Origin of the sequence: Acinetobacter sp. SM34, from assembly GCF_022012365.1 — a bacterium.
Lineage (GTDB): Bacteria > Pseudomonadota > Gammaproteobacteria > Pseudomonadales > Moraxellaceae > Acinetobacter.
The window spans coordinates 56,235-74,512 of record NZ_JAKLTP010000017.1; the positions used below are offsets into that span (position 1 = coordinate 56,235).

General features: G+C 42.3%; 19 protein-coding genes and 2 pseudogenes. 13 read left to right on the top strand and 8 right to left on the bottom strand.

All coding sequences use genetic code 11. From position 1 onward, the window contains the following. Position 1 precedes the first annotated feature (1 nt). The 3 genes from LZZ98_RS13705 to LZZ98_RS13715 are packed head-to-tail and all read left to right on the top strand — an operon-like array spanning position 2 to position 3,213. Positions 2–781, top strand: a complete 780-nt coding sequence (locus LZZ98_RS13705) for a DUF1295 domain-containing protein (RefSeq protein ID WP_237788327.1) — start codon at positions 2–4, stop codon at positions 779–781. An 8-nt stretch (positions 782–789) separates the two neighbouring features. Continuing rightward, entirely contained in the window at positions 790–1,839 is a 1,050-nt protein-coding gene (locus tag LZZ98_RS13710; RefSeq protein ID WP_237788328.1) for an SAM-dependent methyltransferase, read from the top strand. A gap of 39 nt (positions 1,840–1,878) precedes the next feature. After that, on the top strand, positions 1,879–3,213 hold the full coding sequence (locus LZZ98_RS13715; RefSeq protein ID WP_237788329.1) for a sensor histidine kinase: 1,335 nt from the start codon (positions 1,879–1,881) through the stop codon (positions 3,211–3,213). Between the two features lie 5 nt (positions 3,214–3,218). Here LZZ98_RS13715 and LZZ98_RS13720 read toward each other — a convergent pair whose 3' ends face one another. The 3 genes from LZZ98_RS13720 to LZZ98_RS13730 are packed head-to-tail and all read right to left on the bottom strand — an operon-like array spanning position 3,219 to position 4,962. Beyond that, a complete protein-coding gene (locus LZZ98_RS13720; RefSeq protein ID WP_237788330.1) occupies positions 3,219–3,905 on the bottom strand; it encodes a response regulator transcription factor in 687 nt (228 codons plus the stop codon). A gap of 11 nt (positions 3,906–3,916) precedes the next feature. Next, the gene (locus tag LZZ98_RS13725; protein ID WP_237788331.1) at positions 3,917–4,414 is read right to left on the bottom strand and encodes a chalcone isomerase family protein; all 498 of its coding nucleotides are present in this window, start codon (positions 4,412–4,414) and stop codon (positions 3,917–3,919) included. Then, positions 4,384–4,962: a nuclear transport factor 2 family protein gene (locus LZZ98_RS13730; protein WP_237788346.1), complete on the bottom strand. Its 579-nt coding sequence runs from the start codon at positions 4,960–4,962 to the stop codon at positions 4,384–4,386. The genes LZZ98_RS13725 and LZZ98_RS13730 overlap by 31 nt, the downstream gene beginning before the upstream one ends. A 400-nt stretch (positions 4,963–5,362) precedes the next feature. On the opposite strand from LZZ98_RS13730, the gene LZZ98_RS13735 reads away from it, so the two are divergent. Both LZZ98_RS13735 and LZZ98_RS13740 read left to right on the top strand, forming a co-directional pair. Next, positions 5,363–6,250: a diguanylate cyclase gene (locus LZZ98_RS13735; protein WP_237788332.1), complete on the top strand. Its 888-nt coding sequence runs from the start codon at positions 5,363–5,365 to the stop codon at positions 6,248–6,250. A gap of 367 nt (positions 6,251–6,617) precedes the next feature. After that, entirely contained in the window at positions 6,618–6,830 is a 213-nt protein-coding gene (locus LZZ98_RS13740; protein ID WP_237788333.1) for a hypothetical protein, read from the top strand. Here the strand turns inward: LZZ98_RS13740 and LZZ98_RS13745 are convergent. After that, positions 6,827–7,402, bottom strand: a pseudogene (locus LZZ98_RS13745) (IS982 family transposase); the annotation flags it as partial. The gene LZZ98_RS13740 and the pseudogene LZZ98_RS13745 overlap by 4 nt on opposite strands. An 80-nt stretch (positions 7,403–7,482) precedes the next feature. Between LZZ98_RS13745 and LZZ98_RS13750 the strand changes: the two are divergent. The 3 genes and pseudogenes from LZZ98_RS13750 (at position 7,483) to LZZ98_RS13760 (ending at position 10,364) form a co-directional block, all read left to right on the top strand. Further along, positions 7,483–8,210, top strand: a protein-coding gene (locus tag LZZ98_RS13750; RefSeq protein WP_237788334.1) for an IS5 family transposase whose coding sequence is annotated in 2 segments (ribosomal slippage) — positions 7,483–7,708 and positions 7,708–8,210 — 729 coding nt in all. Because the reading frame shifts where the segments join, the coding sequence is not laid out codon by codon here. A gap of 240 nt (positions 8,211–8,450) precedes the next feature. Then, complete coding sequence (locus tag LZZ98_RS13755; RefSeq protein ID WP_237788335.1) at positions 8,451–8,876, top strand: GFA family protein; 426 nt, start codon at positions 8,451–8,453, stop codon at positions 8,874–8,876. Between the two features lie 204 nt (positions 8,877–9,080). Next, positions 9,081–10,364 (top strand): annotated as a pseudogene (locus LZZ98_RS13760) (ISNCY family transposase). Positions 10,365–10,476: 112 nt separating this feature from the next. On the opposite strand, the gene LZZ98_RS13765 reads toward LZZ98_RS13760, so the two are convergent. Further along, positions 10,477–10,998 carry a MerR family transcriptional regulator gene (locus LZZ98_RS13765; protein WP_237788336.1) on the bottom strand — a complete coding sequence of 174 codons (522 nt, stop codon included), beginning with the start codon at positions 10,996–10,998 and terminating at the stop codon, positions 10,477–10,479. Positions 10,999–11,210: 212 nt separating this feature from the next. On the opposite strand from LZZ98_RS13765, the gene LZZ98_RS13770 reads away from it, so the two are divergent. From LZZ98_RS13770 to add, 3 genes are all read left to right on the top strand, one after another. Further along, complete coding sequence (locus LZZ98_RS13770) at positions 11,211–11,561, top strand: DUF3147 family protein (protein ID WP_237788337.1); 351 nt, start codon at positions 11,211–11,213, stop codon at positions 11,559–11,561. A gap of 394 nt (positions 11,562–11,955) precedes the next feature. Next, positions 11,956–12,657, top strand: coding sequence for a VIT1/CCC1 transporter family protein (locus LZZ98_RS13775; protein ID WP_237788347.1), 702 nt, complete (start codon positions 11,956–11,958; stop codon positions 12,655–12,657). 302 nt (positions 12,658–12,959) lie between these two features. Continuing rightward, complete coding sequence (gene add, locus LZZ98_RS13780; protein WP_237788338.1) at positions 12,960–13,982, top strand: adenosine deaminase; 1,023 nt, start codon at positions 12,960–12,962, stop codon at positions 13,980–13,982. A 21-nt stretch (positions 13,983–14,003) separates the two neighbouring features. Here the strand turns inward: add and LZZ98_RS13785 are convergent, their stop codons facing one another. Continuing rightward, entirely contained in the window at positions 14,004–14,438 is a 435-nt protein-coding gene (locus LZZ98_RS13785) for a DoxX family protein (RefSeq protein WP_237788339.1), read from the bottom strand. Between the two features lie 185 nt (positions 14,439–14,623). Between LZZ98_RS13785 and soxR the strand changes: the two genes are divergently transcribed. After that, positions 14,624–15,130, top strand: a complete 507-nt coding sequence (gene soxR, locus LZZ98_RS13790; RefSeq protein ID WP_237788348.1) for a redox-sensitive transcriptional activator SoxR — start codon at positions 14,624–14,626, stop codon at positions 15,128–15,130. 94 nt (positions 15,131–15,224) lie between these two features. On the opposite strand, the gene trpA is transcribed toward soxR, so the two are convergent. Further along, positions 15,225–16,010 (bottom strand): tryptophan synthase subunit alpha, encoded by a 786-nt coding sequence (gene trpA, locus LZZ98_RS13795; protein WP_237788340.1) that lies wholly within the window; start codon positions 16,008–16,010, stop codon positions 15,225–15,227. Further along, positions 16,007–17,218 carry a tryptophan synthase subunit beta gene (gene trpB / locus LZZ98_RS13800; RefSeq protein ID WP_237788341.1) on the bottom strand — a complete coding sequence of 404 codons (1,212 nt, stop codon included), beginning with the start codon at positions 17,216–17,218 and terminating at the stop codon, positions 16,007–16,009. The genes trpA and trpB overlap by 4 nt, the downstream gene beginning before the upstream one ends. Before the next feature lie 102 nt (positions 17,219–17,320). Here trpB and LZZ98_RS13805 point away from each other — a divergent pair, with 102 nt between their 5' ends. Continuing rightward, positions 17,321–18,199, top strand: coding sequence for a LysR substrate-binding domain-containing protein (locus LZZ98_RS13805; RefSeq protein WP_237788342.1), 879 nt, complete (start codon positions 17,321–17,323; stop codon positions 18,197–18,199). Positions 18,200–18,278 lie beyond the last annotated feature (79 nt).

The window sequence follows — 18,278 nt, forward strand, 5'->3', positions numbered from 1 at the left end:
CATGCTACTGGATTTACTTGTGCTGAATGTCTTCATCATGTTCTGCAGCTGGCTGCTGGTCACCTATAACCGCAGAGCCGGCCTGGTCGATGTGGCGTGGAGCTTTAGTATTGCACTCAACGTTATTATCGCGGCTTGGGTGATGGAAACTGCACCACCGCTGGTTCGGGTATTTCTGGGCATATTTAGCGGCATCTGGTTTTTACGCCTGACCTGGCATCTTCTGCGCCGTTATGCCAATGAAACTGCAGAAGATACCCGTTATGCCAATATGCGCCGGGCCATGGGCGATTATCAGCATCTCGGTTTTCTGGCCTTTTTTATGTTTCAGGCCGGGCTGGTGGTGCTGTTTTCCTACCCGATGCTGGAACTGCTGAGCATTCCAGTCCAGGAGTGGAATGACTGGACACAACTCACGGTGCTCTTGGCAGCCCTGATTATGCTGCTGGGCCTGATGGGGGAAAGCACGGCTGACCAGCAGCTCTACCGTTTCAAGCTCGATCCGCAAAACCAGGGCAGAACCCTGGATCGGGGACTGTGGAAATATTCACGCCATCCAAACTATTTCTTTGAATGGCTGCACTGGTTTGCTTATCCGGTCCTCGGTCTGGCGGCAGGTGTTTATGAATTATGGCTCTATCCACTGTTGATGTGGCTGTTTCTGTACTACATCACTGGGATTCCCTTTAGTGAACAACAGGCGCTGGCACATCGCGGCGACAACTATAAAGACTATCAGCAACGAACTTCAATGTTTATTCCGTGGCCACCCAAAGAGTAGGTAAATACATGGACTTTATGATTCAACAATCTTTGAAACTGATCGAAAGTGGCAAGCTGCCCGATGCGGTGATTCGGGCTGGCATTCGCAGCTTAAGCAAAAAACGCCTGGCACAGGAAGGACGCTTTGACCCAGTACTGGCAGCACAGCGCTATATGGATGTGCTGAGCATGCTGAAAAACAGCGAGATTGCCATCGAGACCGACAAAGCCAATGAACAGCACTATGAACTGCCCACCGCATTTTTCCAGGCAGTACTGGGCAAGCGTCTGAAATACAGCGCCAGCCTGTTTGAACACGCACATACCTCACTGGATCAGGCGGAAGAAGCAGCACTGGCCAGCTATTGCCAGCGTGCACAGCTGCAGGATGGACAGGATATTCTGGAAATAGGCTGTGGCTGGGGGTCTTTCAGTTTGTACATGGCCGAGCATTATCCCAAAGCCCGCATTACCGTGGTATCGAATTCCTCGACCCAGCGTCAGTATATTCAGGAACAGGCCCGTCTGAAAAAACTGGAAAACCTGACGGTGATTACCTGCGACGTCAATGTACTGCAACTGGAAGCCGCTTCTTTCGACCGTGTGGTTTCGGTGGAAATGTTTGAACATGTACGTAATTACCAGAAACTGTTTGAAAATATCAGCAGCTGGCTCAAAGACGATGGCCTGTTGTGGTGCCATATTTTCTGTCACCGTTTCCTGCATTATCCGTTTGAAGTGAAAAATGAATTTGACTGGATGTCAAAATATTTCTTTAGTGGCGGTCTGATGCCTGCAGCCTCAACCTTCCTGCATTTCCAGCAGCATTTGCAGCTGGAAATGCACTGGCAATGGGCAGGTACCCAATATGAACGCACCGCAAATGCCTGGCTGGAGAATATGGACCAAAAGCAGGTCGAGCTACAGCCCCTGTTTGAACAGACCTATGGTGCAGATGCTGCAATCTGGTGGCAGCGCTGGCGGATTTTCTTTATGGCCTGTGCCGAACTATTTGGTTATGACCATGGACGTGAATGGGTGATCGGCCACTTTCTGTTTAAGAAAAAAGCCATATAATTGAATGATGAATCGGATGGGCCAGCGGGGAATAGACCAATGTTAAGGCTGTTTAGGGACAAACGCGATCATCCTTTGGGTGAGGTGTTTAACCGCTACTACTGGCTGCAAATCGGATTCATTGCCCTGTCTGTGGTGATCGGGATTGCCTGTAGTGCCTGGGTAATCAAGGGTTCCTTGCTCAGAACTGCGCTGGAACAGGAAATGTCACACTACTGGCAGCGGCTGGAACGTAATCCAGCTGCTGAACTGCCCGACACCAAAAACCTGTATGGGTACCGCTGGAACGATGTGCCGCCGGTCCAATTTCGCCACATGCAGCTTGAGCAAGGGGTGAACCGGCATTTTGTCGATGGCAAGGAGCGCATGACCGTTTATGGTGAAAAAGACGGACAGCATGTGCTGCTGGTGTTTGGCGAAAGTAACGTCAACAAGCTGGTCTGGCTGTTTGGTCTGGCGCCGCTGATGGTCAGCTTGTTTGTACTTTATAGCGTGTTGTGGTGGTGGAATCGCCGTGCCCGGCGCTATTTTTCACCGATCACCCGTCTGGCCAATGCACTGGAGCAGATTGACTGGGAACATCAGAAAAATCAAGTTTCACCGTTTCAGGACATCCGGACCGACTCTAATCTGGAAGCGGAATATCTCAAGCAGGCACTGGAAAAATATCATCAGGTCTTAAACGAGTTTATTCAGCGTGAACGCGAGTTTACCGGTGATGTCAGTCATGAACTGCGTACGCCGTTGACCATTCTAAAAGGCAATGTGCAGCTGTGTCAGGCACGTTATGGCGACAACAAATCCTTTACCCGCCTACACAACACCATTGAAGACATGCAGCTATTGGTTGACACTCTGCTGGCCATCGCCCGCAATACCACCAATACTTTAACCGCTGAGCCGACCATGCTTTCAGAATGTCTGGAAAATCTGGTTCAGGATCTGGACAGTGTTAGCCATAACAAAGGCATGCAAATTGATTTTCAAAAAGACCTCGACGAACAGCTACGTAAACTTTATCCATCCATGACCAAAATGGTGTTTGGCAATATTCTGCGCAATGCACTGAACTATTCGCAAGGCACCGAAATTGATGTCATTCTGCAAAAAAATAAAGTGCTGGTGGCAGATAACGGCATAGGGATTCCTTTGCCGAATAATTCCAAGGTTCAGGAACTGTCTGGCCAGCAGTTGCAACTAGAAATCAAAGGTCATGGCATTGGACTGCAACTGGTACAGAAGTTGTGCAAGCAGTTGGGCTGGCGGGTGGAACTGTTTGACCGGCAGTATTATCTCAGCACCCATCAGGATGTTGATCTGACGATGACCACCGGACTGATTGTCGTGGTGTATTTAAACGAGGTTTCCGCCTGAAAAACTTAAGCTTCTAAAGCAATCTTTAAACCGACCCCGGATATGGTATGAATCAGCTTCTGCTCAAAAGGTTTGTCGACCATCTTACGCAGATTATAGATATGGCTGCGCAGTGCATCACTTTCCGGTTCTTCATCGCCCCAAAGCTCCATCATGATTTCCTGTTTGGTTAGTACCTTGGGTGAATGGCGCATCAGCAGTTTCAGCAGTTTAAACTGAATTGGAGGCAATTCAATGGTCTTTCCAGCCCGAGTCAGCTGCTGCCTTGCCGGATCCAGAACCAGATCGTGAATTTGCAGACGGTTATTGGAGACTTCACCCAGTGAACGTTTGATCAGGGCTTTGACCCGAACCACCAGCTCGTTAAAGTCAAATGGTTTGACCAGATAATCATCCGTGCCCGAATTAAAGCCTTTGAGTTTATCATCCAGTGTATCCCGAGCGGTCAGCATCAGTACTGGCAAGTCCTGACCTTCTTCATGACGCAGCCATTCACACAGTTCATAACCGGAACCATCAGGCAGGTTAATATCCAAAAGCAAGATATGATAGCGCTGCTGTTTCAGTAACTGGCGCGCAGCATTCAGATTCCGGGCATGATCCACCACAAAATCGTGTTCTTCCAGAAACTCACACAGGGTGGAAGCCAGTTCGTAATGATCTTCGACCATGAGGATAAAATGTTTGGACATAGCTGCGGATACTAATTTAATAATTGCTGTTTTAATTTAGCACTAAATGGCTGGGGACCCAGCCATATATTAAAATATTGCTGGGCCAACGGATGCTGAAGATGGCCCAGTACCTGCTGATTCAGCACCAAGGTCAGGGTTTGAGTCTCGGATTTATAGCTTAAGCGATACAGATCACCTGATTTTACTGGCTTATAAAGCTGGGTGATTCTATCTAGTACTGTCAGATGCTTAGACTCTCGCTCATTCCGTTTCAGAAAATGAAAGGCTGCGCGCTTGAAAGCCCATTCCGGAATATCCTGTGTATATGAAAAATCAATCTGCATATTCTGGCCTTTCCATGGTTTTGTACAGTTCTGGGCATAATACCGGGCAACGCCAACCTGTTTCTGAGCCACCAGCAGTGGACCACTACCACATTGAGTCATACTCTGGGCATGTGTCCATGAACTGAAACTTCCGAGCAGCAGCGTCGTGCCTATTGCGATTTTTTGAAAGGCAATACCCATGAGTAAGCACCTCCTACATAAGGCAGTGAACGATACAGACCATTGGCCGGATCCCAGAAATCCTGCTGGAAAATAATCTCATTGTTCTGGTTAACCTTGATTTCACTGATGCCAAAAGAGTCCATACTGCGGGTCGTGCCGAACATTTTAAAGTCATAAGCCATATGCCAATGCACATAGGCAGAATCTTGATGATAAGAGGTGTTTAACAGCTTGACACTGACGTTACTGACCCGTTTGTTCATACCCTGAAAATGCTGGACTAGATTTTGCCGGGATGAAAACTGCGACAGGGTATCGTTAATAAACAGCGGATCGGCATACAGCGAGCCGGCTCGTTCCACAAAAGCTGGTGTGCCCAAAGTATTAAATGCTGAGGTAAAACGGGTGCCAATATCCAGCGCTTTGGCCTCATCCAGGGCTACCCCCTGAACAGCACTTCTGGATTTTGCATAATCGGCTGAATAACTGGGAACACTTTGACATCCGGTCAAAGATAGTAGCGGTAAGGACAAGGCCGCTGCCATTATTTTCTTAACATGTTTCATCATCACTGTCCGTCTTAAATTCATGTACTTACTCTAGATAAAGAGTCGTGAACAGAATGTGAAGAGTAAAGCTGTCCCCAAGGTTAGGATCGGGAGATTCCAACCTTTGCTTTTAAAAAAAAGGGGCTTAAAAGTAATTCATCATAGCGCATGATGAAAGAGAGCCAAAAATGGTGCTGTACGTTCTGCTATCGGCGGGCTAAGTCGATTTATTCAGCCCGGATTTATACTTTTTCACATCGCTCTTATCTTAAATTCAACTTAATAAAACACCACAAATCAAGTAAAATAAAAGTTAGATCAATACTTTATCGGGATGCTTGCCGAGATGAACTTTTAAATGCTGTAAATGACCTGTTGTTCAACCTATTCAATACGCTTATTTGAGATACTCTTTTCTATGGATCAATTACATCACACTAAAAACTCTCAAAATGCAGCACTGATCGAGATAGATGAGGGCATTCGGCTACATATCGCTTGGGCGCAAAAAGTATTTCAATATCTGGTTTTAAAAACACCTGCCGAGCCACAATTTTCCGCGAAAGAGAGTCATTTATTGTGTCATTTTGGCAAATGGTTTCAATCAAACCACGCTAAATTTGAAAAAATCAATCCTGATAAAACCCGGGAACTGGAGCAGGTGCATTATCTTGTGCATCATCATTTGCATAATATATTTTCCAAGCTCAGTGACAATCAGTGCATAGAGGCAGCTTTAGTCAGTCAATATCAAAAAAGTCAGAATGATCTGCTGGAACTGCTAATTTATTTTAGAACCCATTTGATTACCCAGGCATTGCAGTATGACCCTTTAACCGGTTTGGCCTTAAGATATGGAATGGAGAATCAATTCAGTACCTTGCGTCAGAGCACTGAAAAAAACCAGAAAATATTGGCGGTCGGTTTACTGGATTTGGATCATTTTAAAGCGGTCAATGATCAATATGGACATCAGGCGGGTGATGAAGTTCTTGCCCATACGGCACAGATACTGCGTGATTCTCTTCGAGATACGGACAACATTTTTCGCTTTGGTGGCGAGGAATTTTTAATCTTTCTAGAAGTGGATAATTCCGATTCACTGCATGAGATTATCGACAGAATTTTTCAGTCACTGCATAGCAATCCGACCCGATTAAAAAGTGGTGAAGTGATCTATATCACCGCCACGGTCGGTATTATCCACGTCGGGTCTGATGAAAGCATGGAAAAAGCCATTGCAAGAGCAGACCAGGCGATGTATTCAGGAAAGCAGCAGGGACGAGACCGGGCGGTCTTTGCATGACGAAATATTTTGTAGGTTGCTCGTCTGCTGGGTGGCTCATTGAGAGATATAGCTAAGTGACATTAGGTGGGCTTTCAAGAGATAAAATTCCCCCTTTTTATCTCTTGAACTTATTGAACATGGCGAGAATTCATCCACTGATGGTTATTGAAACAAAATTGCTCGGAATTATAAAAAATGTATTTTTTGATTTAAGCAAGAGAGCCAATATTATTGTGTGTTAGATTATGCTAATTTTGAATGATTTTTAATCTATTCGATTAGCCCCAAAAGATTATATTTTGAGGTACTGCATTGGGATTACAGAGGGAATATGCCAATCAAAAACAAATCGATTTTTATCCTTCTTGTCCTTACTGTAGTGATCATGAATATTTTTATGATCAGCTTATTGGCCTATACCTTGCACACTGCACGTGAGCACGCAGAAGCTGAAGCTCGGACTGGTGTAGAAAATTTAACATCACTGCTTGAAAAAAGCGTGAGCAGCTGTTCACAAGAAATCGATTTGTCTTTGTATACCTTACAAACCTATATAGAAAAAGAATTAGATAACCTGAGTTCGATGAAATTCGCTTAGCCTCTTAGCATATTTTGGAAAGTTGGCTTATTGGGATTCAAGCAATATGCCACTACAGCAGCCATGATATTCACCATGAAGTTATTCACCGAACGATGACGTGAATGTTCAAGTGGATGTAAATTTTTTAATTGATCATTCACTGTTTCGATCAATCCTCTTTTGCAAAGCAATTGTTTTTCTTCTTCAGTTTGGATGGATTTATTTTTCATATTCCGACGTGATGGGGTCAATATTTTGAGTCCTCTTGCTGCTAAAGCTTCGGCTTTTGCTTTGCTCAAATAGCCTTTGTCTCCAAGTAGAATCCCTTTTAATTCTTGAGTTAAAGAATCCAGTACAGCAACATCATGAACATTCCCTGATGTCAGCTTGAGATTAATCATTTCACCTAAATTATTGATAATAATATGTAATTTAAAAACATAAAACCAACCTTTACTACTTTTTCCACGACCGGTCAAGCCTTTAAATACACGATGCCTTTTAATTCGAGGATTATGGCTAACTACCAATTTAGTGGAATCAATGATACTGATTCCTGTATCTTTTCCTTTCACTTGATGGAAGAAACTAGGGTGTGTCCTCATTTGAAGAATTGGTTTTAAATACTTAAAATCCTCCTTTAAGCTCTTTTCATTTCTATATTTTTTCAATGGCACGTACTCTTCTCACCGATGATATTTGGCAGCAAATTCAAGATACTATGCGATTACACGGTTGTTACTGTTCAAAAAACAGTAGAAATATCATGGAAGCCATCTTATGGAAACTACGTACGGGTGCGACATGGCGTGATATTCCTCAAGAACTTTGCCCTTGGCAAACTGCTTACAATCGCTGGGCAAGTAAGGGATTATGGGATAAATTTTTTTTAGATTACGAGGCATTCTGGATCAGGAATGGGTATTCATTGATGGAAGCTACATACGCGTGCATCAACATGCAAGTGGAGCTCAGCATGGTTTCGAAAGAGCCATTGGACAATCACGCGGTGGACGAACAACAAAAATACATCTTGCAACCGACGCGAATGGATTACCGATTGATTTTAAAATCACTAGGGGTGACGTCCACAACAGTCAAGTTGCAAAACAACTGATTGATATTGTAGGCGAGGCAACTTATCTCATTGCTGACAAGGGGTATGATGCTGAGCACATTAGAATATGTGCCAAGAACAAGAATATGATACCCATTATTCCATTGAGATCAAATAAGGAATTTGATAAATATCTATATAAATTAAGACATTTAGTTAAAAATGCTTTTGCGAGATTAAAACATTTCCGTGCTATTGCAACTCGATTCGATAAACTAGCACGCAATTATAAATCTATGATCCGTATAGCCTGCATATTTATTTGGTGCAAAGCCAAATGAGAACACGCCCTAATAACAATTTTAACTTTGGGTATCACTGGTGGTCTTTATGTATTTTTTTCTTTGAGTCTAAAAAAAAATTCTACGTAATTTAAAAATACAAAGTGCTTTGTTCAAAGGATTATCTCTAATGATGTGTATCTTAGCTTTAAGCATGATATGCAGAGAGTTCTCACCCATTTAATATAATGGCTGCTATGCAGGATAATGATTTAATAGTTATACTTTTTTCCATTAAAAATGTCCAAACATCTTTATAAATATAGGCAAAATATGATTCAGGGTAGTTGTTGTTGTGGTGCTGTTAAATTTGAATTGAATACTGTTCCTGACATGATGGGAACGTGCCATTGTTCACGTTGTCGTAAGCTCGGATCGAGTACGATTCTTTTTGTAAAAAAAGAATCCTTTAATTTGCTTCAAGGTAAAGAGTTTATACAAACATATAAGCCTGAACCACCATTTAGCTATGTACGAACGTTCTGTAAAAAGTGCGGAACTGCTTTGGGTGAAATCGGTTCAGAGAGTGCATCTTTTCCAATACCAGTTAATTGTTTAGACGATGATCCCGTCTTAAGAAATCAGTTCCATGTTTTTGTTTCATCGAAGCCAGCTTGGTATGAAATAGAGGATGCTGCACCTCAGTATCAGGAAAATCCAAACTAATTGATCATTAGAATAACATCAAAAAAAAGCCCAAGATTAACGCTTCTTTAAAAGATGAAAATTCAACTAATCACTATCCATTTAACATAATGTATATTATGCGAAATTAAAATATTAGAAACCATTTAAAGTGTCTGTATTCTCACCAATAAAAATGTCTGGTCTATGATGCGCATCAACATCATGGACTGGATATGAATCGAGATGCTGATCACTATGTCTGACAAGGAAATACAACGTCTTACAGTCCTGCAAGATGTTCGAGATCAACTTATTACACAAGTCCGTGCTGCTGAAATTCTGAATCTTTCAACCCGTCAAATTACCCGGTTATTGCACAAGCTCAAGCAAGACGATGTTTCAGGCCTGACACATGCAAGTCGTGGTCAACCTGGCCATCCTCGCCATGATGAAGCCGTAAAATCTGAATGCCTTTCCATTATTTCTGAACATCTGCTGGGCTTTGGCCCAACCTTGGCTCGTGAGAAGCTCAGCAGCATATTTGGTCTGAATATTCCTGTGGAAACAGTTCGTCGCTGGATGACTGCCAATGAGCTCTGGATTCCGCGATCCAAGCGTCTGAAACGTCCATATCAGCCTCGATATAACCGTGATTGCTTCGGTGAACTGATCCAGATCGATGGTTCATATCATGACTGGTTTGAAGGACGTGCAGCCAAATGCTGTTTGCTGGTTTATATCGATGACGCGACTGGAAAGCTGTTGCATCTGCGCTTTTGTGAGGCTGAAACCACCTTTGACTATATGCTTTCGACCAGAGCCTACATTGAGCAATATGGCAAGCCGCTGGCCTTTTATAGCGACAAACATTCGGTATTCAGAGTGAACCAGAAATCCAGTCAGGACAGCCAGATCACGCAATTTGGCCGGATTCTGAATGAGTTAAACATTGATATTATCTTTGCCAACTCACCACAGGCCAAAGGTCGTGTGGAACGTGCTAACAGGACGCTGCAGGACCGTCTGATCAAGGAGATGCGCCTGGAAGGTATCTGCTCGATTTCCGAAGCAAATGCGTGGCTGCCCTGCTTTATTGAGCAGTTCAATCAGAAGTTTGCCAAATGTGCGAGAAACTCAAAGAAATGGCACTGTGGCCATCATGCATGAAGGACGGAAGATCAACTATAGCGTCTTCAATAAACTGGCTGGACTACAGCAGAAAATCAGAGGCTAACCGGTAAGTATCTTGAATTTCTAGAATACCCGGATGGTACTGTGGCCCTCATGCATGAAGGCCGGAAGATCAATTACAGTATCTTCGATAAGTTAAGTCAGCTCAACCAGCGCGAGATTGTTGAGAATAAACGGTTGGGTGCTGTTCTCAATCATATTCAACAACAGCATGAAGAACTGGAACAACAAAACAAACGCAATCGTTCTCAAAAGATGCCAAGCAGACGTGCACAGAAAACAGCAATTCAACAACGAAATCTGAATCCTGTGCTTGAATTGGAAATGTCGGTATAGGACATTTCTATTTGGTTTATCGCATAGACATTTTAATTGGTGAATAACAATCGAATTTCGTATAAGCACAATTATGTTAAATATTGTGAGATTAGACTCAAGAAAGGAAATGCTAGAGGTTGCGAATTTGTGAAATTTCCTCTGGTGAAATTCCTAGTGACTCTAAAAATTTCTGATGCTCTTCAGGCTCCATTTCTTCAAATTTTTGATGCCACTTCATCATATCTTCTTTTGATAAACCAGCCGCAGTCATAATTTCTACCCATTTCGCTTTATTCATGAACTTTTCCTTTAATAAAATTGATTTTTTTAACAACTCAATGATGGCTTTTTGCTGAACCCTTAAGTTATTAATCTCTTTCTCCAATGTCCTAAAATGATTTTCCAAGATTTGACCTTGGGATATGCTACACGGTTCTAAAAGCAAGCAGATATCTGAAATTGATAGTCCGTAAGCGCGATAAGAGACTATACTTTTCAGTCGTTCGATTTCACTTTCACCGTACCATCTGTAACCATTTTCAGCTATAAATCTGGGTTTTAATAAACCCTGTTTCTCATAATAAAGAACGGTGCTTCTCGATAAATTGAGACTTTTAGCTAAGCGGGATACAGTAAGCATATTTTTTGTCATTCGTTCATTGTTCAATGAAGGTAAACCCTTTACTTATAGACAGGTCAATCCGGAAAAATGATTTATTTCACAAATTAAGGATACCCAAAGCACAGTCATTTCTATTTTAGGCTGACAGCTCATTATCGCTCCTCAGTTATCGATGAAATAAAATATGTAACTGATTTCAATCCGCTATAAAATAAAATTTTGATTAATTTTAGGAAATGCACATGGTCTGGCTTATTGCTAAGTATGCGCTCACAGCTGGGATGGTGATACTTATTTCAGAAGTGGCCAAACGTAGTGACCGTTTAGGCGGGTTGATCGCAGCCTTACCCATTGTAACGGTACTGGTGCTGATATGGATGAAACTTGAGCATCAAGATCCACAGAAAATTTCAAATCATGCTTGGTACACTTTTTGGTATGCGGTGCCGACCTTACCGATGTTTTTAGCATTTCCCCTGCTGTATCAGCGTTATGGATTTTGGCCAGCTCTAGCCCTTTGTTGTGTAATGACCTTGGTTATTTTCCTGGCATGGGCCGCTATCTTGCACCATTTCGGTATTGATTTAATGTAAAGAATGAAACGATTACTCAGATTGAATCAGGATGAATCCTTTTTACGGAAATGTTCATTGCGCTAAAACCCACAACATTGCCTACGAAAAGGTAAAAAAATTAAATCAATTAAATGAGGCCGTGCTGATTTAAAAAAATCTAATATTGAACATTTTTTAATTTATGAAAGAGACCTATTATCTGAATCTTAATTTGATTGCCAGTGAACGAAATACCAATGATATCAAGCCTGAATATGGATGCAGTACTGGATTGATGGGTATTTAAAGCAAGTTATTCAAAATGGTAAGAATAGGGATGGATAGGGATTATATTCGCTATTGTCTCGCTCAATTAAGGTTTCGTCATCCTATATTGACTATAATCATGTGGATAACAGCAAGAGAGTTTATTGTGCGCCATTCTTATCATATCGAAAAACATTATATTGAACGTGCTGGATGGTTACGTGCAGCGGTGCTGGGGGCAAATGACGGGATTATTTCAGTCACCAGTCTCGTGGTCGGAATTGCAGCCAGTGGCGCATCTACCCATACCCTACTGGTGACCTGTATTGCCGGATTGATCTCTGGGGCTGCATCAATGGCTGCGGGTGAATATATTTCGGTTAAATCTCAGCAAGACATTGAACAGAATGATCTGGAGATGGAACAACGTGAACTGCAACTCCATCCCGAACATGAATTGAATGAGTTAAAAAATATTTATATACAACGCGGATTACAACCCACTTTAGCTGAAGAAGTCGCCCGCCAGCTGACCGCACATAATGCTTTAGATGCCCATGCTCGTGATGAAATTGGTATTTTAGATCATACCTCTGCCCAGCCCTTTCGCGCTGCATTTTCTTCAGCCACTGCATTTACAATCGGTTCACTCTTTCCTTTAATTTCCATTATGCTGCTGCCTGACCAATACTTAGAGAAAGGCGTCATGCTGATTGGGGTATTAAGTCTTGGCGTTATGGGTGCACTGGCCAGTTATGTGGGCGGAGTCAGTATCTGGAGAGGCTCAATTCGGGTGATGCTTTGGGGCATTATCGCGATGTTATTCAGCTCCTGGATCGGATCATTATTTAATGTGAGCGTGGCATAAGAGCGCTTTTTATATGTTCCGCACTCTCTCCATGATGAATTTGACATCCTCACCGCCCTTTAAGGACGGTGATTCCTACTGCTAGATTATGCCCAAGCATAAGTATGTTCTTAGCACTGTTCAAGTCCATCAGCGATGGATAGAACAATACTCCATAACCCATTAATAAAGGCTTATCTCTTTTAAAATATCGCCTTCACTACAGCATATATGATTATGCAGTAGCATAATGAATCTACTTGCGATTATGCTCTGAGGACATCACGCTTTTTTTGACTGGATAAACCGTTAAGTGAATAATAATGATTGATAAAAATATCCCGCTCACCGATTTACACCGCCACCTAGATGGCAATATCCGTCCGCAAACCATTTTAGAACTGGGGCAGCAATTTCAGATTCAACTACCTGCCAACACCCTGCCCGAACTACTGCCGCATGTTCAGGTCATGAACAATCAGCCCGACCTGCTGAGTTTCTTAAACAAACTGGATTGGGGCGTGAAAGTCTTGGGTGATTTGGAAGCCTGCCGCCGTGTCGCATGGGAAAATATGCAAGATGCAGCACAGCAAGGTTTGGACTATGTCGAACTGCGCTTTTCACCCTTTTATATGGCGATGAGCCATCAACTTCCACTGGCTGGCGTAGTCGAAGCCGTGATTGATGGCGTTCAGCAAGGCAGCCGTGACTTTGATCTTCCTGCTAAGCTCATCGGTATTATGAGTCGTACCTTTGGGCAAGCTCACTGTCAGCAAGAACTGGATGCATTACTGACTCATCGTGACCAGATTACCGCACTAGATTTGGCAGGTGACGAACTGGGCTTTCCAGGGGAACTGTTTATTGATCATTTCAAGCAAGCTCGTGATGCAGGCTGGCACATCAGTATCCATGCAGGCGAAGCCGCAGGTGCAAGCAGTATTTGGCAAGCGATTCAAACCCTCGGTGCAACCCGTATCGGTCATGGGGTGAAAGCTGTGGAAGATGCAAAATTACTGGATTATTTAGTTGAACATCAGATCGGGATTGAGTCCTGCATTACCTCAAATCTGCAAACCAGTACCATTGCCGATATTGCTCAACATCCGCTTAAAACCTTTCTTGAACATGGCATTTTAGCTACGATTAACAGTGACGACCCTGCGGTTGAAGGCATTGATATTCAACATGAATATTTACACGCAGCAGCACAGGCAGGCTTGTCCGAAACACAAATCCGACAAGCGCAGCAAAACGGTTTGAGCATCGCCTTTTTATCCGCTCAGGAAAAACAGCAGCTTCAAGAGAAAGTATCGCAGCGTAACGCCTTTTCAGGAATCTATTAACCACGTACTCTACTTTAATCACTACGTGTGCTTTGCATCCATTAACTCATTCACTTTATTGCGATAATGACGAGCGATACAAAGACTGATCAAACCACCAATCACCGCCATGTGTTCAAAGGCAAAATACATGGAGATTGTGGCTTGTGGAGCTGACATGGTCCAGAAATTGTGAACAATTAGGATTGTGAGCAATAAGAATACCGAAAGAGCACCTGCACCTAACCACAGGTACTTTTGAAATAAGATACAGTAAGAACCAAATAACAGAACGATTGCTGAAGCATAGTTAAACAACCAGGCAGGTTCCAAACCAGCTGCACGCATTTCCTGGAAGCTATTTTCAGTATCGAGAACTTTAGCGAGTCCAGAACTTAAAAATAAAAAGGCCAGGCAGCAGCGAGCAATCAGCCATAACCAACAACTCTCTAGCATATTTTTGACAAAAACCGGCATGACAACCTCATCACTATATTAAAAACAACTAGATATCATTTAAAAATCAATTCAATGTAGCGATTCTAAAACCTCAAGTTAAATAAAAAATATAATTGATTAGAATTTGATGACTTGGAATAAGCTAATTGGATAATCATTTGCTGCATGATTCAGAGGAAGACCAAAAACTTTCTTCCCAATAGCTGAGTATTGGTGAACTCGCTGATAGAAGTGGTGTGAGCGTTTCTGCTCTACGTTTTTATGAAGAGAAAGGTTTCATATCGAGCATGCGCTCAAATGGAAACCAACGACGTTATCAGCGTGCCATGCTGCGCAGGGTCGCCATCATTAAAGTGGCTCAAGTCGTTGGGATCAGCTTGCAACAACTGAAAGATCATTTCTCTATATTGCCGGAGAACAAAATTGCCAATAAGCAAGACTGGCAAGCGTTATCGGAAACATGGAAAGAGCAGTTAGATGAAAAAATTATGTATTTGCTCCAGCTCAGGTCCCAGTTAGATAAATGTATTGGTTTCGGTTGCCTGTCTTTAGATCAATGTCCTTTACGTAATCCAAATGATCAATTCGCTGACCAATCTGTGATGAATCCTTATGAAAATGATTTGATTGATTTACTCAACAAGCAGTTGGTAGAACTGGAGCAACTCGATTTAAATGCTCTAGAGCTGGCTGAAACACATCATCAATAGAGCACTTATGACCTAAAGAATAGGGATCCTGTTCTTTAGGTCATAAGTGCTCTATTGATGATCATGAAGAAAAAATTATTTACCGGTTCAAAAATTAAGATTTCTCTTTTAGAATCTGTGCGAATTTCTTTACTTTTTCTAATGTCGCATCCACACCTTGCTTAAAGAAAGTATCAACCAGTGCTGAGCCGATCACAACCAGATCAACTTTCTTGGCCAAAGCTTTCATATGACTTTCATTTTTAATCCCAAAGCCAATGGCGATCGGGACATTAAAAATGGGTTTGATTTCAGCGATCTTTTTTTCAAGATTGGGTAGATTAAAATTGCCTCCGGTGAGGCCATTTTCCGCAACATGATATAAAAATCCTGTCGCACTTACTGAGATTTGTTCCAATCGCTCAACAGGAGTAGTGGGTGCAGTCATTGCGATTAAATGCATATTTTTTTCAGTTAATCGCAGTTTAAATTGTTCCCGATATTCATAGGGCGCATCCAGAATCATGATCCCATCAATCAGATTTTCGGTATCCTCAACCAGTTTCTCGAAACCATATTGCATGATCGGATTTAAATAGGTCATAAAAATAATCGGAGTTGTGTCATCCTGTAGACGGACTGCTTTAACCAACTCAATTGTCTGATGTACGGTTTGTCCAGCACTGAGCGCCCTGAGATGGGCTGCTTGGATGGTCTCTCCATCTGCAACAGGATCAGAAAATGGAATGCCAACTTCGATGATATCAGCTCCGGCTTGTCCTAATTGACTAAACAGACGACAACTTTCATTAAAGTCAGGATCTCCAGCCGTAAAATAACAGACCAGACCGCTTCTATGTTCCTGTTTTAATTGCGCTAGTTTTTGATCTAAGCGGTTCATGCGGTTGCTCCTGCAAGATATTTTTTGACTGTGTCTAAGTCTTTGTCACCTCGACCACTTAAATTGACGATCATGGTCTGCTCCGGCTGCATTTCTTTTGCGAGCTTGATGGCATATGCGATGGCATGAGAACTTTCCAATGCCGGGATAATGCCTTCCTGCTGACTCAACAACTGGAAGGCCTGCACGGCCTCTTCATCATTGACCGCTGCATAAGTCACGCGACCTGTTTCAAACAGAATGCCATGCTCTGGACCAACCCCAGGATAATCCAGTCCTGCAGAGATAGAATGTCCTTCTAAAATTTGTCCATCTGAATCTTGTAGTAAGTAAGTCAAATTACCATGCAGGACACCGACTCGACCTTTTGAAATCGAGGCAGCATGCTCACTACTATCTGTCCCTTTTCCACCGGCTTCAATCCCAAACATTTTGACATTAGTATCTTGTAGAAAGGAATGCATGAGTCCTAATGCGTTTGATCCACCACCTACACAGGCAACCAAAGCATCAGGGAGTTTATTCTCTTTGAGGAGGATTTGATTTCTCGCTTCTATACCAATAATTTTTTGGAACTCTCTCACGATGGTTGGATAAGGATGGGGACCTGCACCTGTTCCCAACAGGTAGTAAGTCGTGTCTACGTTACTGATCCAATCACGCAAAGCTTCATTCATGGCATCTTTCAAGGTTCCACGGCCTTTTTTTACGCCTTTGAGTTCAGCACCCAGTAATTTCATGCGGTCAACATTGGGCTGCTGACGCTGAATATCAGTTTCACCCATATAAATCGTGCACTTCATCTTAAACAGCGCACAGACCGTTGCTGTGGCAACGCCATGTTGTCCAGCACCCGTTTCTGCAATAATTCTGGTTTTACCCATGAATTTAGCCAGCAAGATTTGTCCCACGCAGTTATTAATCTTGTGGGCACCGGTATGGTTCAAATCCTCTCGCTTGAGATATATTTTGGCTCCCCCTGCATACGCTGTTAGATTTTTTGCATAAAACAGAGGGCTAGGACGACCTACGAAGTCCGTCAAAATTTGTCGATAGTCAGTCCAAAATTCAGGTTGATGCCGGATGATATTAAATGCGTGTTCTAAATTTTGTAGGGCAGGCATCAGGCTCTCTGTCATATAGCAGCCGCCAAATTTCCCAAAAAAACCATATTTATCAGGACCCTGACCGGTATAAGGAGTTGTCATTCCATCTCTCTCCAAGCATAAAAATTTACTGAATCTTAAAATATTTCCATTTTTCTTATAATTGATATATTTTTAGCTCATGATGTTAGAAAAATTTACAGCATGAAACGTAGAACCTTACCACCCTTAAATTCTCTGAAAGCATTTGAAGCAGTCGCGCGACATAAAAGTTTCAGCTTGGCTGCAGAAGAATTATGTGTAACTCATAGTGCGGTTAGCCATCAAATCAAACAGTTGGAAGAGTGGTTGAATAAAAAACTCTTTATCCGGCATTCATCAATGATCTCTCTCACCAGAGAGGCAGAAGACTTATCCCTTCTTTGTACTCATTTTTTCAATGAGTTAGAACAATGTGTCTTTGAGTTAAGTAACAAAACTTCAGAAATGGAAATTGTGATCGGAGCATCTCATAGTTTTATGGCGAATTGGCTGATTCCACGCTTAGAGGAACTCGAAATCGTTTATCCCAATATCCATATTAAATTAATGACCTGTAACGACTTAAAGCTACTGGAAAAAGAACAAATTGATATTTTTATCAATAGCTTAAGTTTAGATCAGATGCTACCTGACTCTTTGGATAAATACCTTTTATTTCCGGATCACATGGGGCCTGTTTGTAATGGTGAAACCTATCATTTGAATACAATCAATGATCTCTTGAAGTACCCATTACTGCATACCCATTCTAATAAGAATGCCTGGCCTATCTGGTTTGAACGATCCAATCTGAACGTTCAGACTAAATGGAATGATCGCTATTTTGATCGTCTCAATTTAATGATAGAGGCTGCTGTTTCCGGATTGGGGATTGCGATAGCGCCTCAAATTTTAGTAGAAAAAGAAATCTTGAATGGAAGGATTATTGCGCCTTTTGGGTTCATAGAATGCGACTATAACTTCTACGCGATAGTAAGAAAAAATAGTGCGAACAGTGATGTTATGAATATTGTGAATTGGTTACAGAATGAGATCAGATGAGATCTTTAGAGATTAGCTACGATTAGGGAGATTTCATTACTGTAGGATGGATTTAAGTGCCATTTAATATAATGGTGAT

Bases quoted from the DNA above. Each gene is read 5' to 3' on its own strand.
- LZZ98_RS13720 (WP_237788330.1), bottom strand. From the start codon at position 3,905: ATGTCCAAACATTTTATCCTCATGGTCGAAGATCATTACGAACTGGCT.
- LZZ98_RS13730 (WP_237788346.1), bottom strand. From the start codon at position 4,962: ATGAAACATGTTAAGAAAATAATGGCAGCGGCCTTGTCCTTACCGCTA.
- LZZ98_RS13785 (WP_237788339.1), bottom strand. From the start codon at position 14,438: ATGCCGGTTTTTGTCAAAAATATGCTAGAGAGTTGTTGGTTATGGCTG.
- LZZ98_RS13710 (WP_237788328.1), top strand. From the start codon at position 790: ATGGACTTTATGATTCAACAATCTTTGAAACTGATCGAAAGTGGCAAG.
- LZZ98_RS13735 (WP_237788332.1), top strand. From the start codon at position 5,363: ATGGATCAATTACATCACACTAAAAACTCTCAAAATGCAGCACTGATC.
- trpB (WP_237788341.1), bottom strand. From the start codon at position 17,218: ATGACAACTCCTTATACCGGTCAGGGTCCTGATAAATATGGTTTTTTT.
- LZZ98_RS13705 (WP_237788327.1), top strand. From the start codon at position 2: ATGCTACTGGATTTACTTGTGCTGAATGTCTTCATCATGTTCTGCAGC.
- LZZ98_RS13715 (WP_237788329.1), top strand. From the start codon at position 1,879: ATGTTAAGGCTGTTTAGGGACAAACGCGATCATCCTTTGGGTGAGGTG.
- LZZ98_RS13770 (WP_237788337.1), top strand. From the start codon at position 11,211: ATGGTCTGGCTTATTGCTAAGTATGCGCTCACAGCTGGGATGGTGATA.
- LZZ98_RS13755 (WP_237788335.1), top strand. From the start codon at position 8,451: ATGTCCAAACATCTTTATAAATATAGGCAAAATATGATTCAGGGTAGT.
- LZZ98_RS13805 (WP_237788342.1), top strand. From the start codon at position 17,321: ATGAAACGTAGAACCTTACCACCCTTAAATTCTCTGAAAGCATTTGAA.
- add (WP_237788338.1), top strand. From the start codon at position 12,960: ATGATTGATAAAAATATCCCGCTCACCGATTTACACCGCCACCTAGAT.
- trpA (WP_237788340.1), bottom strand. From the start codon at position 16,010: ATGAACCGCTTAGATCAAAAACTAGCGCAATTAAAACAGGAACATAGA.
- LZZ98_RS13765 (WP_237788336.1), bottom strand. From the start codon at position 10,998: ATGACAAAAAATATGCTTACTGTATCCCGCTTAGCTAAAAGTCTCAAT.
- LZZ98_RS13725 (WP_237788331.1), bottom strand. From the start codon at position 4,414: ATGGGTATTGCCTTTCAAAAAATCGCAATAGGCACGACGCTGCTGCTC.
- LZZ98_RS13740 (WP_237788333.1), top strand. From the start codon at position 6,618: ATGAATATTTTTATGATCAGCTTATTGGCCTATACCTTGCACACTGCA.